At 47.9% G+C, this 16,109-nt stretch carries 9 protein-coding genes; 3 read left to right on the forward strand and 6 right to left on the reverse strand.

What is annotated here, in order from left to right:
- The first annotated feature begins 172 nt into the window (after positions 1-172).
- From RIC07_RS31305 to RIC07_RS31315, 3 genes are all read left to right on the forward strand, one after another.
- Positions 173-4,648 (forward strand): two-partner secretion domain-containing protein, encoded by a 4,476-nt coding sequence (locus RIC07_RS31305; protein ID WP_446397927.1) that lies wholly within the window; start codon positions 173-175, stop codon positions 4,646-4,648.
- A complete protein-coding gene (locus RIC07_RS31310; RefSeq protein WP_446397928.1) occupies positions 4,648-7,320 on the forward strand; it encodes a CHAT domain-containing protein in 2,673 nt (890 codons plus the stop codon). Before RIC07_RS31305 ends, RIC07_RS31310 begins: the two co-directional genes overlap by 1 nt.
- A 272-nt stretch (positions 7,321-7,592) precedes the next feature.
- Positions 7,593-8,810, forward strand: a complete 1,218-nt coding sequence (locus tag RIC07_RS31315) for an RNA-guided endonuclease InsQ/TnpB family protein (protein WP_446397929.1) — start codon at positions 7,593-7,595, stop codon at positions 8,808-8,810.
- A 96-nt stretch (positions 8,811-8,906) separates the two neighbouring features.
- Here RIC07_RS31315 and RIC07_RS31320 read toward each other — a convergent pair whose 3' ends face one another.
- From RIC07_RS31320 to RIC07_RS31345, 6 genes are all read right to left on the reverse strand, one after another.
- Positions 8,907-9,650 carry a DUF928 domain-containing protein gene (locus RIC07_RS31320; RefSeq protein ID WP_446397930.1) on the reverse strand — a complete coding sequence of 248 codons (744 nt, stop codon included), beginning with the start codon at positions 9,648-9,650 and terminating at the stop codon, positions 8,907-8,909.
- Between the two features lie 30 nt (positions 9,651-9,680).
- Positions 9,681-12,896, reverse strand: coding sequence for a TIR domain-containing protein (locus RIC07_RS31325; RefSeq protein ID WP_446397931.1), 3,216 nt, complete (start codon positions 12,894-12,896; stop codon positions 9,681-9,683).
- A gap of 220 nt (positions 12,897-13,116) precedes the next feature.
- Positions 13,117-13,980 carry an Npun_R2479 family HD domain-containing metalloprotein gene (locus RIC07_RS31330; RefSeq protein ID WP_446379116.1) on the reverse strand — a complete coding sequence of 288 codons (864 nt, stop codon included), beginning with the start codon at positions 13,978-13,980 and terminating at the stop codon, positions 13,117-13,119.
- Positions 13,981-14,380: 400 nt separating this feature from the next.
- Positions 14,381-14,590 (reverse strand): hypothetical protein, encoded by a 210-nt coding sequence (locus tag RIC07_RS31335; RefSeq protein WP_446397932.1) that lies wholly within the window; start codon positions 14,588-14,590, stop codon positions 14,381-14,383.
- Positions 14,591-14,709: 119 nt separating this feature from the next.
- Entirely contained in the window at positions 14,710-15,309 is a 600-nt protein-coding gene (locus RIC07_RS31340; protein WP_446397933.1) for a superoxide dismutase, read from the reverse strand.
- A 263-nt stretch (positions 15,310-15,572) separates the two neighbouring features.
- Positions 15,573-16,070, reverse strand: a complete 498-nt coding sequence (locus tag RIC07_RS31345; protein ID WP_446398023.1) for a TIGR00725 family protein — start codon at positions 16,068-16,070, stop codon at positions 15,573-15,575.
- Between the last annotated feature and the right edge of the window lie 39 nt (positions 16,071-16,109).

Consider the following 16,109-nt stretch of genomic DNA (forward strand, 5'->3'; position numbering starts at 1 on the left):
TGCATGGATACCTACTAAATGTTTATAGTCTGATACATTCACGGCGTTAATGCAGACAAGTTCAGGATCATCAGGAGTGCCATACCGATTTGAGGCGGATGCTGATAGCCTCAATTATCCAGTTCTATCACTACAGAACAGATAGGTTGATTGTTTACTAATAAGTAAGTTTATGGCTCTGATGAACGTAAATATGATGAGTATGCGGTTGTGTTTGGTTAGTGGGTTAGTGATTAAGCTGGGCGTTGGTATCTTTTTCAACCCAGTGTCGGCTCAGATTATCCCGGATGCTACCTTGGGGAGTGAAGGGTCTCGCTTTATCGAAGGTGTAGATATTGATCGGATTGAGGGTGGAGCAGCGCGAGGGGTCAATTTGTTCCACAGCTTTACTGAGTTTAATGTATTAGACGGACAACAGGTTTATTTTGCCAATCCTGGGGGGATTGAGAATATCCTGAGTCGGGTAACGGGGGGGAATGGTTCAACTATTTTCGGGACGTTGGGGGTATTGGGAAATGCGAATTTATTTTTAGTGAATCCCAATGGGATTGTGTTTGGACCGAATGCGCGGCTGGATGTGGCGGGTTCCTTTGTGGCTTCGACGGGGAATGGGTTTAATTTTTCGGATGGGAGTAGTTTTAGTGCGACGAATCCCGAAGCGCCGCCGTTGTTGACGATTAATGTTACTCCGGGGTTGCAGTATGGGGCGAGTCAGCCTCAAGCCGAGATTATTAATCAGGGAAATTTAAGGGTAGGGCAAGATTTTACTTTAGTCGGGAATCGTCTCACGTTGTCGGGTCAGCTAGAAGCGGGGAGGGATTTAACCCTGTTGGCAACGGATACGGTAGAGATTCGAGATAGTGTGAGTAATCCGTTCATTGCTGAGGCGGGTGGTGAATTGGTGGTGCAGGGGAATCAGGCGGTTGATATTTTTGCGTTGAATCATCCCGATAGTGGGTTGTTTTCCGGTGGGGATATGGTGCTGCGTTCCGCTAATCCTGTAGGTGGCGATGCTCATTACTGGAGTGGGGGAAGTTTTCGGATTGAGCAGTTGGATAGTAGTTTGGGGAGTTTGTCAAGTCCTAATGATCCGGTGATTCGGGCGAGTGGGGATGTCAGTTTTGATAGTTATACGGGGGCTTCCTTACATATTTTCGCGGGTGGCAGCGTCACGGTTACGGGTGGTATCACGATTAATGATGTGGACGATACTAATGGAATTCAGGAGACGGTTACTCTCTCTGATGGGACAACAGTAGTAGAAATTGATGGTAAGACGAAACCAACGCTGGATATTCGGGCGGGAACAACTGCGTTTGGTACTCCTGGAAATCCTGACAATGTTAACGTTAATAATCCTCCAGGTATTAACGGAACTGGGACAAGCGCGGATATCACGATTGGAGGCAATGTTACTAATAATAATGGAGGAACAGTCTTTTTAACTAATCAGTATCAGCCTAATCCTGCATTGGTAGCAGGGGATATTAAAGTTGGCGATATTTCGACGAGCAGTTTTAGCGGGGATGGTGGTTCCATAACAATTGATGCTCGTGGGGAGATCACTACAGGCAATTTGAACTCATACTCGTCGTCAGGCAATAGTGGGAATGGGGGAGATATTACTCTATCTACTACCAATGGCAACATTACCACTACAGGCACTGTGTACTCGTACTCATCCTCAAACTCAGGCAATAGTGGGAATGGGGGAGATATTACTCTATCTACTACCAATGGCAACATTACCACTACAGGCACTTTTTTCTCAGACTCATCCTCACAGTCAGGCAATAGTGGGAATGGGGGAAACATCACCCTCTCTGCTACTAATGACATTACTATTGGGGATTTTTTGTTATCGTACTCATCCTCCTTGTCAGGCAATAGTGGGAATGGGGGAGCCATCACCCTCTCTACTACCAATGGCAAGATTACTACTACAGGCACTTTTTTCTCAGACTCATCCTCACAGTCAGGCAATAGTGGGAATGGGGGAAACATCACCCTCTCTGCTACTAATGACATTACTATTGATAATTTTTTGTTATCGTACTCATACTCAAAGTCAGGCAATAGTGGGAATGGAGGAAACATCACCCTCTCTGCTACTAATGGCAACATTCAAATTGTTAAAATAAACTCATTTGGGTCATTTTCGTACTCAGAAAAAGGGGATAGTGGAGGTGGAGGTTCAATTAATCTCAGTGCAAAAGAGGGGGATATTCTAGGAGGTGACCGTTTATTTATTGATTCCTTTTCTGTCTCTGGACAAGAATTAAAATCCGCGAAGAATGGTGGGGACGTTACTATAAAAGCTCAAGACAATGTAAGCAATCTAGAGATAAACACCATTTCTTCTAGTGCAGACGGTGGCAAGGTTAAGGTAAGTGGCTTTGGAGATTTATCCCTTACCCATACAAACATTACTACTGGGCGTGATTTTAGGTCACCGCCAGATGATAAAAATCCATCAATTGAATTCCAAGTTGATAAGAAAGGCTCTTCGGGGAATGTCACTGTTACCAGTACAGGAAATCTCACATTCAACCATAGTCGGATTAATGGTGACACCCAAGGCAGCGGTTCCGCTGGGAATGTCATAATCGATAGCCCTAATTTAGTCACGTTCAATAATTCTAGTCAAATTAGCAGTAATACCAGCAGTAAAGGACAAGCAGGCAATATTCAGATTAAGGGAGATCAGGTACTTCTAGATAACAGTACAATTTCTAGTGCTGTGAACTCAGGCGATGCCAAGGATGCTGCTGGCACTATTACAGTGGAAGCCGGAACCATCGAGATGCGTAATGATGCTATGGTGAAAGCTGACAGCAACAGTACTGAGTCTGTCCCCGGCGAGATTACCTTAAGTGCTACAAATCAGATCTCAATTCAGAATAGCCAAGTTACTAGTGATAGCCAGAACAATGGCTCTGGATTTGGTGAGGTCAAAATTGAGGCTACGCAAGGGTCTATTTACCTAGATCAGGCGACAGTGAGTTCCCAAAATACGGGTTCTGCCTTTGCTGGTGATATATTTATCAATGCCAGCGATGAACTCTCGATAGACAATAGTACAATCTCGGCAGATGGATATTTTGGGCGCATTTTTGTTGGGTTTAGTTCCAGTCAAGATTATAACGATACAGGTATTCGTCCTCAAGCGATCGCGATTGATAACAGTAAACTAACAACTACAAATGCAGTTATTAATGGCGCTAAGAAGGCAGGAAATATCCTGTTAAGAGCCACTGACAACACTTCGATTGAAAACAACAGCAGCCTTTCTACTTTCACTGTTGACTCAGCTCAAGGTGGAGATATTGAGATCAAGACTGGCTCTCTTTCGCTCACTAATTCCCAACTTAATGCAACAACTAGCGGTACAGGTAGAGCAGGAGATGTAATTGTAAATGCTTCCGAGTCAGTAGAAATTAATGGTACTTTAACCGAGGGGGAAAATAAAGGGCGAGGTGGTATTCTTACAGAAGCTACTGATGATGGTAACGCAGGCGGTGTCACGATTAATACTCAACAGTTATCTATCGAGCAAGAAGCGCAAGTTGCCGCTAGTAGTAAAAATGGTTCTGGCACAGCCGGTGATGTCGATATCACGGCTAGCACCGTTACTCTAAATAATGGTGAAATCACCGCCGAAACTGATGCTGGAGGCACTGGCAACCCAGCCAATATAACCCTGCGAAACTTAAATAGTCTAAACCTTAGTAATAACAGCAGCATTTCTGCCTCCACTCAGACGGGTCAAGCTGGTAGTGTCACCATCAACGACGAGGAAAATCCTGCTGCTTCAGTTACCCTCAACAACAGCAGCATATCAGCACAGGCAACTGGGGATGGAGGTAACGCTGGCGATGTCACGATTAACGCCGAGACTCTCTTCCTAAACAATGGAAAAATCACGGCAGAAACCAGAGGCAATGGACAAGGCGCCAACATCACCCTGAATCTCACAGATTGGTTGCGCCTAGAGAATGAAAGCCTCATCTCTGCCGAAGCCTTTGGCGATGCCGATGGCGGTAACGTCACCATTAACCTAACCACCAACCGTGGCTTCCTCTTTGCCCTACCATCCAACAGCAACGGTAGCGATATCATTGCTAAAGCCGCAGGGGGTACTGGCGGCAACATCACCATCACTGCCCCCCTGGGTATCTACGGCATCGAAGAACGGAAAGCTATAGACGGCAACCGCACGAATGATATTGATGCCAGTTCTGAGTTTGGTGCCCCAGGTCAAATCACCATCAATTCCCTGGTGATTGACCCCAGCCAAGGACTAATCGAACTCCCCACCGACACCGCCGCCCCCCAACTCGACCAAACCTGCTCCCCAACCGGAAGCGGAAATAATGAATTTACTGTAACTGGACGCGACGGACTCCCCCCTAGCCCCACCGATATTCTCACCCCAGAACAACCGCTAGCCGACTTAGGTACACCCATCAACAGCACCACCACCCAGCCAACCCCAACCCCAACTCCCCCTGCTTCCCCCAAATCCATCGTAGAAGCCCAAGGCTGGATTATTGACGAACAGGGTAACATTACCCTTGTCGCCAATGTACCAACCGCCAATTCCCAGGGAGCATGGCAACCTCAAGTATCCTGTCAGGGAGGGCGCTAATGTCCAAATCCCAACCAACCCGCCGCCCAAAACTGCACAAACTCCTGTGCTACGTTGGCATTGGTCTCAGCCTCACCCTGCTGAAACTCTACCTAGACTGGACTCCCGCTACCGCCATTGTCCCCCAGACAGACAACCTGACATCAAATACGACTCATGTAACCTCTCCCCCAGCCCCTCTCCTACAAGGAAAGGGGAGTCAAACTCCCCTCTCCCTCTTCCAACAAGGCAAAACCCACTATCAAGCCGGACAATTTGCCGCCGCCCTAGACGCTTGGCAACAAGCTGCTGCTGCCTACCAGACTCAAGGAGAACCCCTCAACCAGGCAATGACATTGAGTAACCTGGCACTCGCCCATCAGGAATTGGCACAATGGAACCAAGCCAATCACGCCATGGCTCAAAGCTTCGCCCTCCTAGACACCATCCCCCCCAACACCCCAGAACGTCTCCGGGTGCAGGCACAAACCCTCAACACCCAAGGCACTCTGCAACTGGCTCAAGGACAAGCCGAAGCCGCCCTGAAAACCTGGCAGCACGCCACCCAACTCTATAGCCAAATCCCCGACGAACCCGGCATCATTCGCAGCCAAATTAACCAAGCCCTCGCCCTGCGAGCCTTAGGGCTATACCGTCGCGCCCGCAACACCCTAGAGCAACTCGAAACCACCTTACAAACCCAACCCGACAATCCCCTCAAAGCCGCCGCTTACGCCAATTTAGGTAACCTACTCCGCTCCCTCGGTAGCCCCGAAGCCCAGGAAACACTCCAGAAAAGTCTAGATATCGCCCGCACCCTCAACTCCCCCGCTGACATCAGCGCCGCCTTACTCGGCTTAGGCAACACCGCTCGTTCCCAAGGGCAGAATGAGCGAGCCATCGACTACTATCAAAAAGCCGCTGCCAGCGCGATTTCCCCCAATGCACAATTTGAAGCATCCGTCAATCAACTCGACCTACTCCTGGTAACAAACCAAAGGCAACCCGCCACTACCTTAATCCCTCAACTCCAGGAACTCGCCCAGCACCTACCCACCACCCGCCCCGCCATCTATGCCCAAATCCACTTTGCCCAAACCCTCACCCACCATCAAACTCAACTGAACCCCACCCTATCTGCCCCAGAAATCGCCCAGATTCTCGCCCACGCCCAACAGCAGGCGCAACACCTCAAAGACACCGTAGCCGAATCCTATGCCCTCGGCTACCTAGGACACCTCTACGAAACAGCCCAACAATGGCAGGACGCCGAACGCCTCACCCGACAAGCCTTGGCACAAGCCAAAATTCCCCCAGAAGTCGCCTATCAATGGCAGTGGCAACTGGGACGACTCTTAAAAGCCCAGAATAAACCCCAAGTCGCCACCAAAGCCTACACCAGCGCCTATAAAACCCTAAAACTCCTGCGAGGAGACTTAGTTGCCGCCAACCCCGATATCAAATTTACGTTCCGAGACGAAGTTGAACCCGTCTATCGGGAACTCGTAGACTTGCTCCTATCCCCTCAACAGCGAACCCATCAAAGAGACATCAAAGAGAACCTGGAACAAGCCCGTGAGGTGATCGAGGCACTCCAGGTAGCAGAACTAGAAAACTTCTTTCAATCCGCCTGTTTGGATTCAACGGTACAAGTTGACCAAGTAGTCGATGAAAAAGACCCAACGGCTGCCATTATCTACCCGATTGTACTCAAAGACCGCATCGAAGTCATCCTCAAGTTACCGGGCAAAGACAATCTGGTTCATTATCGCTCCCCTGACTTATCCTGGGAAAAGGTGGAAACCACTGTAAAACGATTCCGCAGCAATCTCCAAGATCCCTTCACCAACCCAGCTATCAAAAAGGATGGGCAAACCCTCTACAACTGGTTAATCAAACCAGCACGCCCCTACCTGGAAAGCCAGGGGATCAAAACCCTAATTTTTGTCCTAGATGAACCCCTGCGAAATATTCCCATGGCAGCGCTTTACGACGGGGAAACCTATCTGGTTCAAACCTATGCTACTGCCCTATTAATGGGGCTAGAAGTACGGGATTCTCATCGGCTAGAGCGAAACCGGATGGATGTACTCGCCGCCAGTCTAACTGAACCACCGCCAAAGGAGGGTAACTTCGCCAAGTTAGACAAAGCCAATGACGAGTTAGACAAAATCAAAGCCGCAGGCATTCCCGTTACCTTCATCCGAGACGAAGATTTCACCAAAACCGCATTAGAACAACGCCTAGAGCGCTCGACTTTCGATATCGTACACCTAGCCACTCACGGTCAATTTGGAGAAAAGCCAGAAGACACCTTTATTCTGGCGGCTGACGGGAAGATCCCCTTAGAACAATTTAGCCAATTATTTCGCCGCCAACAGTCCACCACAACCCAAGGGATTGAACTCCTCCTGCTCAGTGCCTGCCGCACCGCCACAGGCAGCAATCGAGCCGTATTGGGAATTGCCGGAGCCGCGATTCAGGCAGGAACCCGCAGTGCGATCGCGTCTCTCTGGAGTTTGGATGATCAATCCAGTGTTACCTTTACAGAAGCCTTCTACCAACACTTAGGACAACCGGGAGTGTCTCGCGCCGAAGCCCTACAACTAGCGCAACAGGCGATGTTACAAAACGCCGACTACCAAGCGCCCCTCTTCTGGGCTGCCTATGTCTTAGTCGGAAGTTGGTTTTGAGTGATGAGCCTTAGGTTCGGTGATCGCTATTTTGAGCCTAATAGCTTGTCATATTCCGCGTGTGTTCCGATCCAAAACCAAACTAGATCATTATCCTGTTTGACTGCAATCGCTCTGTAGTTTAACGTAATCGCGAAAGTCCTCACCCTCAGCGTTAGCAGGGTGAGGATGGACAGCGGGAAATTGAGGAACGAAATTTCCTATCATAAATTTCCAATCTTCTGGATAATCTTACCTTAAATAATATATATTGGTAAGAGGAGGTGGAAGTAATGCGACATCAAGCCGTCAAAGTCAGGCTATATCCGACAACTGAACAACAAGTGATATTAGCTCAACACTTTGGTTGCGCTCGTTGGTGGTGGAATCATGCACTCAATCTGTGCATTGAAACTTACAAGGCGACGGGCAAAGGCTTGACTCGTTCTGCATTGAATGCCTTTTTACCTAAACTCAAAAAACAGGAGGATACTGAATGGCTATCTGAATGTTATTCCCAAGTTTTGCAAGCTACCACACTAAATCTGGTCACTGCCTATAAAAATTTCTTTGATGGTAGAGCTAGATACCCAAGGTTCAAGGCTAAAAGAAATAAGCAATCAATCCAATATCCCCAATCGGTCAAGATTATAGATAGTTGCCTCAAGTTTCCGGGTCGTGTTGGCGTGGTTAAAGCTAAAATACACCGACCAATTAAAGGAACAATCAAGACGGTAACGGTGAGCATGACGCCATCGGGAAAGTATTTTGCATCCGTCTTGACCGATCTAGAAGGAGATAACCCGCCGACTAACACCGATGGCAAAGTAGCTGGGATTGATTTAGGGTTAAAAGATTTCGCCATTGTTAACGATGGGGTCAAGACCTCTAAGTTTGCCAATCCTAAGCACCTAGCCAAACATGAGCGCAACCTTAAGCGGAAGCAACGAAAATTAGACAGAAAGGAGAAGGGAAGCAAATCAAGAGATAAAGCCAGGAAACTGGTAGCTAGGGTTCACGAGCGTGTTAGCAATGTTCGTCAAGACTACCTGCATAAGCTATCCAGAAAGCTTGTTGACGAAAACCAAGTCATCGTAGTCGAAAGCTTGAATACTAAGGGCATGGTTCGGAACCATAAACTAGCCAAAGCAATTTCTGATGTTGGCTGGGGTATGTTTGTCAATTTTCTATCGTACAAGCTCGAAAAAGAGGGCAAGGTACTGGTAGAAATTGACCGATGGTTTCCCAGCTCTAAACTCTGCTCAAACTGCCATTATCAGGTAGACGAGATGCCCTTAGAAGTTAGGTCATGGACTTGTCCTAGCTGTGGCACTCACCACGATAGAGACGGTAACGCTTCAGCAAATATCAGAGCGGAAGGCATCAGAATTCTATCGGTCTCAGGGACTGGGACTGCTGCTGATGGAGGGGATGTGAGACCGAAGCTTGGGCGTAAGTCTAAGCTGACGCAATCCCCTGTGAGATCAGAAGCTCAGGCTTCTACGAAGTAAGCCTGAGCAGTTCACATTATAGTGATTGCCACTAAGGTTAGGACATCGTGAACGGCTGAAATCGCCATGACTGGGTTGGGCTAGTATAGTTTTAATCTAATATAGAGGATTAAGTTGAGTAACAGCCGCATCAGCAACCTCTTCTAGCTTAAAATAGTCCAACAGACTCATCCAAGCCTCTGCATGGACAGAGCGATACAAAGCTAGCTGCGTCAGCGCGTCCTGAGAAATATCATGCTCTAAATACGCCCTATATTGCTCGGATTCGGGTAAAGTTTCTAGTTGCCGAACCAACTCAGAACTCGCTTCCACCCGTTCCACCCAACCACTAACCCATGGGTTTCTTGAGCGTTCCTGCTCATCGCACAGGACTTGGAAATACCACTTGTACTGTTTGCCCACTTCTAAAGGCGGTTTAGTCTCCGGCAATTTCACGCTAACAATCCCCGGCGCATCCGGTAACGCCATCGTTTGGTCGAGAACAAGGCGTTGATTTTGATCAAATAGCACAAATCTGGCTTGAGTCTCCGAACGACGCCAAGGCAAGTAAAACCAAAACGTGGGATACTCAGCAACCGTCGTCTCCAGATTTTCCGTCGAGACTAGAGCAGTTAATGGCTGGCTAGTCCCAGAGAAACAGAATTCATCCCGAACCGCTGTACCCCGCGCTCGCCCCGAGGGACTTCCTTGTTTGCGCTCCCGGCGAAACAAATTCACAATCCGCTCTCCCACCGACTGCGCCTGGGCTGGGGGACTGTCGAAGGGTTGCACAGACAGGGAAAGCACCGTACTGAGGATCAAAATCAGGACAGATTTGCGATCGCGTGATAACCAGCTCATCTCCATTAACTCCTAACTCTACATTGATGTCTAAGCTTGTCGCCGTCGATAGGTCAGATAACCCACACCGCCTCCAGTCACCACGATGGCGATCGCTGGAGGTACCAACGGCACCCAACCACTCTGGCTGACAAGGATGAGGTAGCATGCACCATACAAACCGACCAGTGTACCGACAGCACCAGCAGCCCCTCGCCCCAACGAGCGAGAACAAAACCAGATAACCAAACCCCCAACCGTAGACCAGCCAAAAATCCACAAGGTTTCGCCCCAAAGCGGGAACCACCAAATTAAGGGACGCTCATCTAATACTGCACTAATAATTTGGCTAGCCATCTGAGCTTGCACCATCACTCCCGGCATATTACCGTAAGGAGTATTCCAAAGGTCAGCACTTTTATCCGCCAGATCCGTGTAACCAATAATCACAATCCGGTCTTGAATATCTGCGGCAGATACCTTGCCATTGAGAACATCCTCTAGGCTAACCGTTGGCGCAAACTGGTTAGGGTCACCTTTGTGGGCGCGGTAGTTGAGTAAGGTTTGATAGCCCCGTAGTTTATTATCCCTTTCTTGATAAGGACTGCCAATTCCCCGCAGTTGCGGAATTGCCGTCTCGCCCAACTGCATATCTCGCACATAGTACCCTTCACCATTTAGTGGAGAGGTATAAGAAATCCCTTCTGCGTCCAGATACTTACGAGCCAGAACTAAGTTCAATGCCACTTCCGTATTGCAAAACCGGTCGGGTTCCTTCAATAGCAAGTGACGGCGCACCATTAGCTCATCATCTTCAGAGACATCATTAAATCCAATACGCTCCATCGGAATCTCCCTGGGCGGAGGATTACCCTGTCTCGGGTTACCCTGTTCATCGTCATAACTCGCTTTACAAAGCGCAATCAGGTTCTGCGTTTGCCGAAAACGCTCCGCTAACTCTGGCTGTGCCTGAAAATCTCGGTAAAAATCTAAGCCAATCAGTCGGGGTTGATGTGCCGATAACCGAGCTAACACTTCATCGAGAGCTTTGTCTGGAACTGTGCCAATTCCGGGCTGATAACGCTCCTTAATTATGTCTTGCCGGAGTGCCTCACTACTGGCAGCATCCACCTCAACGATTAAAAAACGCTCATCTTGGGCTTCACTGGGACGTAACCGCATTAACTGATCATAGACTCTCAGTTCAGCCGACTCCATCCCCCCCAAAAACCGAGCCACAACCATCAGCACCGAAACGACAGCACTCGTCAACACCACCGAACGCCGCTTAATTTTGCGATAGGGCAGTTCTCGGCTAAATTTCAGGTAATCGAGTTGCAGCGCCGTGGGCTTCGGTTGCTTGTCGGCTGATTCCTGCAACCATTGCTCAGAGGCGACTAAATCTTTTCCCCGCAGTAAAAAGCTATCATCCCGCCCCTTTTGTGCCCACTCCATCGCCTTCACCAGCAACCGAGTGTGAGTGCGTGTATAGTCCGGATCACTATCTAGCGTCCGGATTAATTCGCCAAAATTGGGTAGAAATTCACCGCCGTGCTGACGGAAATCAATCCAGTGGGCGTTCTCTAAAGCCAAGGGAAGTTCGGCTGTGGCTGTTTCTTGATGCAAGATGGCAACCGTTCGTTTATTCAGCGTCTGGGCATAAGCTAACTCCTTAGCCACATCAGCATCGTTAACAAAAGGAAGAGAAATCACCGCGACAATTGTATTAGCTCGTTCAATACCCTTAGCCCGTTCAATACCCTGATCAATAACTAGCTGCAAAGCAATGCTGTCATTTCCTGAAGCTCTATCCTGGGGCAAGTCCGCTTGGGTAGAAATACTTTCCTGGTCAAACCACGTCGTTTTACCCTGCATCTGTAACGCATCATTCAGCTTACGCACGAAGTCTGAGTCAGCATCAGAATAGGAAATAAACACATCATGGGACACTTCGGGTGGCTGTCGCAGACTTTCAGTGATAAATTCTTCGTGCCACGCTGTTGGCTGATGTTGAGTCCTCTTTTTCGCCACCTGCAACCAAGCTTGAGCATGACGCAGATTATAATCCCGCAGCAAAATACTGGAGTTGCGGTTCTGCTGCTGCCACTTGAGCGCCTTAGCTAAGAAAATCTTATGCTCGTAGTAGTACACTGCCTCCTGATCCAGTATTTTGATCAGTTGACTTTCATCAAGCCGATAATCTTCTTCCTGTAGATTATCAGTCAGATCAATATAATGTAACGAGCGCAATTCTGGCGGGATTTGCTCCGGCTCAACAGGACTCACTAGCACAGGGATAATCCGTTTATTCAGCGCTAAAGCATAGTTTAATTCTTGCTGACAGTAGGTAGAGTTCAGGGAGTCAGGTGAGAGCAAATAGACTAAGTTATCTGCTTGGGCTACACCCTGCTTAATCGCTGCCTCAAAGGTTTCTCCTGTTTGAATATCAGCGGTATTCGTCCAAACCGTAAATCCTGCACGCCACAGACTGGTGCGAATCTGCCGCATCACTGCCTCATTTTCGTAGGCATAGGAGAGGAACACCTGACTCATCAGGTTATAGGCATTTTTGATACTTTCGCTGATAAACTCACAGTGTAAATCAGTTGGAGTGCAGGGGGGCTGCTCGTCTTTAAAGCGCACCTTAAGCCATGCTTCGGCTTGCTGTCGTTCCTTGCCAATGAGCAAATGTTGTGATCCCTTGTGCTGCCGTTCCCAGGCTAGTGATTTATCCAAGAAATACGTGTGCTGATGTACGTAATCCTTGTGCCTTGCCAACAGTTCTAGTAGTCCGGAGAACGACTGCTCAAAGTCGTCAATTCCCTCACGACAATACACCCAATTAATTTTGCCAATTGTCGGATGCATATTGGGAAAGCTCGAATGCAGTCCCTTTGCTTGGTAAGCATCCCAATCAGCATCCGTTCCTTGGGGATACCGCTGTTGCCAGGTGTCGCGACTAATCTGTTCGACATGCAGCAACGGAATAATCCGCTTGTGGTACTTGATTGCCAGTTCGATTTCTTTACGGCAGTAGGGGGAGTTGATGGAATGGGGCGCAATGATGAACAGGAAGTTATCCGCTTTCTCAATCCCGTCATCAATTTGGTTTTGGAAATCTACCCCCAGAGGAATATTTTCAAAGTCAAACCAAATTTTTAAGCCATATTCAGTCAGGTGCTGGTAGAGCTTAAGGGCAAAGGGTTTACTATCGGCTCGTCCATAGGAGATAAAGCCGTTGTGGAAGCCAGAACGCTGTTCATGCATCTAACTTGAGATAGATTTATTATAGTATCCACAACTATAACAAAAGGACTTGAATGCGACTTGAACAGCGATCGCGAATTAGGGCTTGCTGTCAAAACCTGAAACCCTATCGTTGGTTTTATGTAACCGAGACACTCGGATATCAAGACTTACCCAGGCTTTCCCGTTGAACCATTTGTAGGGACACGACATGTCGTGCCCCTACAATCTTTTACATCTTTTATGCTGCGCTAATGGTTGCATGGAGGGATGGGTGTTCATGTTCGACCACAAACACATTGGCATAAAGGTTTGCCACAATTTGCTTCCCTTCTAGCGTCAACTCTAAGTAGCGCAATGAGTCCTTAATGTAGGGATACACCCCACTCCAGTAAAACTTGGAATAGTTCTGGCGCAAGTCTCCTGGATGACTATAGCCTAAGGCTTTATTTACACCCGTTTCTTCAAACTCGTAGTATAAGGCACTAATTTTTTTCAAGTAGCGCGGATCACTGAGTTGACCAATTAAATCGGCAGATCTTACTAAACCCGGACAATTGCTCGTGTCTAGGTGATCTTGATCACTTGGCACAGGAAAACGAGTGAGTTCAATATTCCGCTTAATTTCTTCAGCGTCAATCAGTAAATTGCCACCAAACCGTTCTTCAATAAACAGCTTACCGCGATCAACGTGATAGGGGGTGAGGCTGGCATCTGTCGCCCCTGGTGGTAAACTGATCCTTTCCCCATCAACGCCTGTGGCATAGCGGTTTTCACTCAAGCGGTCTTGTCGGCAGACTCCTTTAACGTAACCAATATCATGGCAGAGTAGGGAAATAATCGCATGCATCCAGTCTTCACAGGAAATGCCTCCTTCACGGATATGTTTACCGCGCAGAATTTCCTGTCCGACTAAGGTGACTAAAATGGTGTGTTCAACATTGTGGTAGAGAGCGTCACTATTGGCAATATTTTCTAATGCCATGGCGCCCGCCCAGCCGATAATGTCAGCATAGTCAGACTTCCAGCCGCCGTAAGTTCGGCTGTAGCCTTCCCGAATCCGATCCACAAAGTTGTCGATGAGTATTTGGGTTGTGTCAAACATGGAGGGTTACCTCAAGGGGACTTGTTAGGACAATCGAAGTTTATGAGTTAGTAGTTGACTATAATGATAAATCTGTCTGAGAGTTGAGTAATCCTATCCTTTGCCATTTATCCATCTTGGCTCAACAGCGGTGATTTTCACGCCTAGGACAGGTATAGCGAAAAATTCTCAAACTCGATACTTCTAATGTAATAAAAATACTGGAAAAGGCTGTGATGACGTTTTTTGGCTCACCGTGATACTTTCAAGTAACCCCTGTGAGACGGATCACCTGATTGCAATTAGCCACAGATGTGCTTTGGGAGAAGGAGAGCAGGGGAAGCAATGTAGAGACGTAGCATGCTACGTCTGGAAGCCGGGGAAGTACAGGCATAGGAAATTAGAGCTTATCTGAATAGGATTAGCCAAACACCTCCGCTTCAATACCATGCCACCACTCACCCAGATTCATCAAATTCTGATGAATCTCAGCTAGCTCACGAGTATAGGCATCTGGTGTCATGGTTGCTTTACGCTCTTGGAGTTTCCGTAAACGCAATTGCACTAACAGCCAAGGCTTGGCAATGCCGTCTGTCGCTTCAATGTATTGGGCTAAGTCTTTACTGTTCATTTTTTTCTGTATAGGCGCGATCGCACATCAAGAACCCAAACTACCAAAAGCCCCGTCTGATATCCAGATCAGGCGGGGCTAGTCACTGTTACTGACGTGACAACTTCACTGGATTATCTTCAAGCCGCAGCCATTTGCTGATTCACAAAGTCCCAGTTAATCAGATTGCTGAGAAACGCTTCCACAAAATCAGGACGCTTGTTTTGATAATCTAGATAGTAGGCGTGTTCCCATACATCACAGGTTAACAACGGTGTCATTCCCAAAGCAATGGGGTTGACAGCATTGGCGGTGTTAACTACCTTGAGCGTGCCATTATCGAGGACTAGCCATGCCCAGCCACTACCAAATTGGCTTGTAGCCGCATTCTTGAATTCTTCCTTGAACTTATCGTAGCCGCCTAAATCAGACTTGATTTTGTCAGCGACTGCACCACTGGGCGCACCGCCACCACCAGACTTCATGGAGTTCCAGAAGAAGGTATGGTTCCAAGCTTGGGCGGCATTATTGAAAAGCCCTGACTTGGACGAATCATTGTAGCTAGCCTTAATGACTTCCTCGATGGACTTGTCACCCATACCAGCGGCTTGCGACATGTCGTTGAATTTAGTGACGTACTTCGCGTGGTGCTTGTCGTGATGAAACTCTAGTGTTTTAGCTGAGATGTAAGGCTCCAGCGCGTTGTAAGCGTAAGGTAAATCAGGAAGTGCGTAGGCCATATTGTGTTCTATCCTCTCAAATACTGTGTTCTAGCTTAAAACGAACCGAGACTTTAGATGTATTCCTTAGGTTAAGTATTACTATATCAAGGGATTAACGCCTGTTGTAATAACCATTAACAATATGATTGTTTCTGTGAGGGGTAGCCATCGCCTTACGTCTATGATTGAGTTTGTGGTATCCAGCCGTGGCGAAACGGGTTAGACGCCGATTTGTAGTTGCGCTTGGTTTGTAGTTGCGCTTTAGCGCCAGTTCCGCACAGTTAATGGCTTTTCTGGACAATCGCCTGCACAACGTCAATCGCATCGGCTGGGGTTACTGCCACAAAAACCGTCTCCGGCGACAGGCTGGTAAAAAACTTTTGACTTTTGTGATGGTCGGATAATAATACCACAGGTTTACCACCCTTAAGGGCGAGAGCGATTTCAGAGGCTGTTCCTGCACCAATACCACAAGCAATCACCACATCACTGGAGAGAACGTTAATATTATTGCGCCCACTCCCCATATCCGTCGCGATCGCAATATCCACAGCATCGGACATATTCTGAGTATCACTACTGGGTAAAATACCTACGGTTAAGCCACCTGCGGCTTTTGCCCCTTGACTTGCTGCATCCATTACTCCAGCATTTCTGCCACCCGTCAGCAGTACCCATCCCTGCTGGGCGATACGTTGCCCCAATTCATAAGCTCGTTCTAAGTCTGTGGCGGTAGCCCCTTTACCGGGTCCCATTACGCCGACAACGATTTTTCTCATGGGTAGAAAGTATAATTGGCTGATTACTGGAGTTATATC

It is taken from the genome of Coleofasciculus sp. E1-EBD-02 (assembly GCF_040218245.1).
GTDB lineage: Bacteria > Cyanobacteriota > Cyanobacteriia > Cyanobacteriales > Coleofasciculaceae > Coleofasciculus.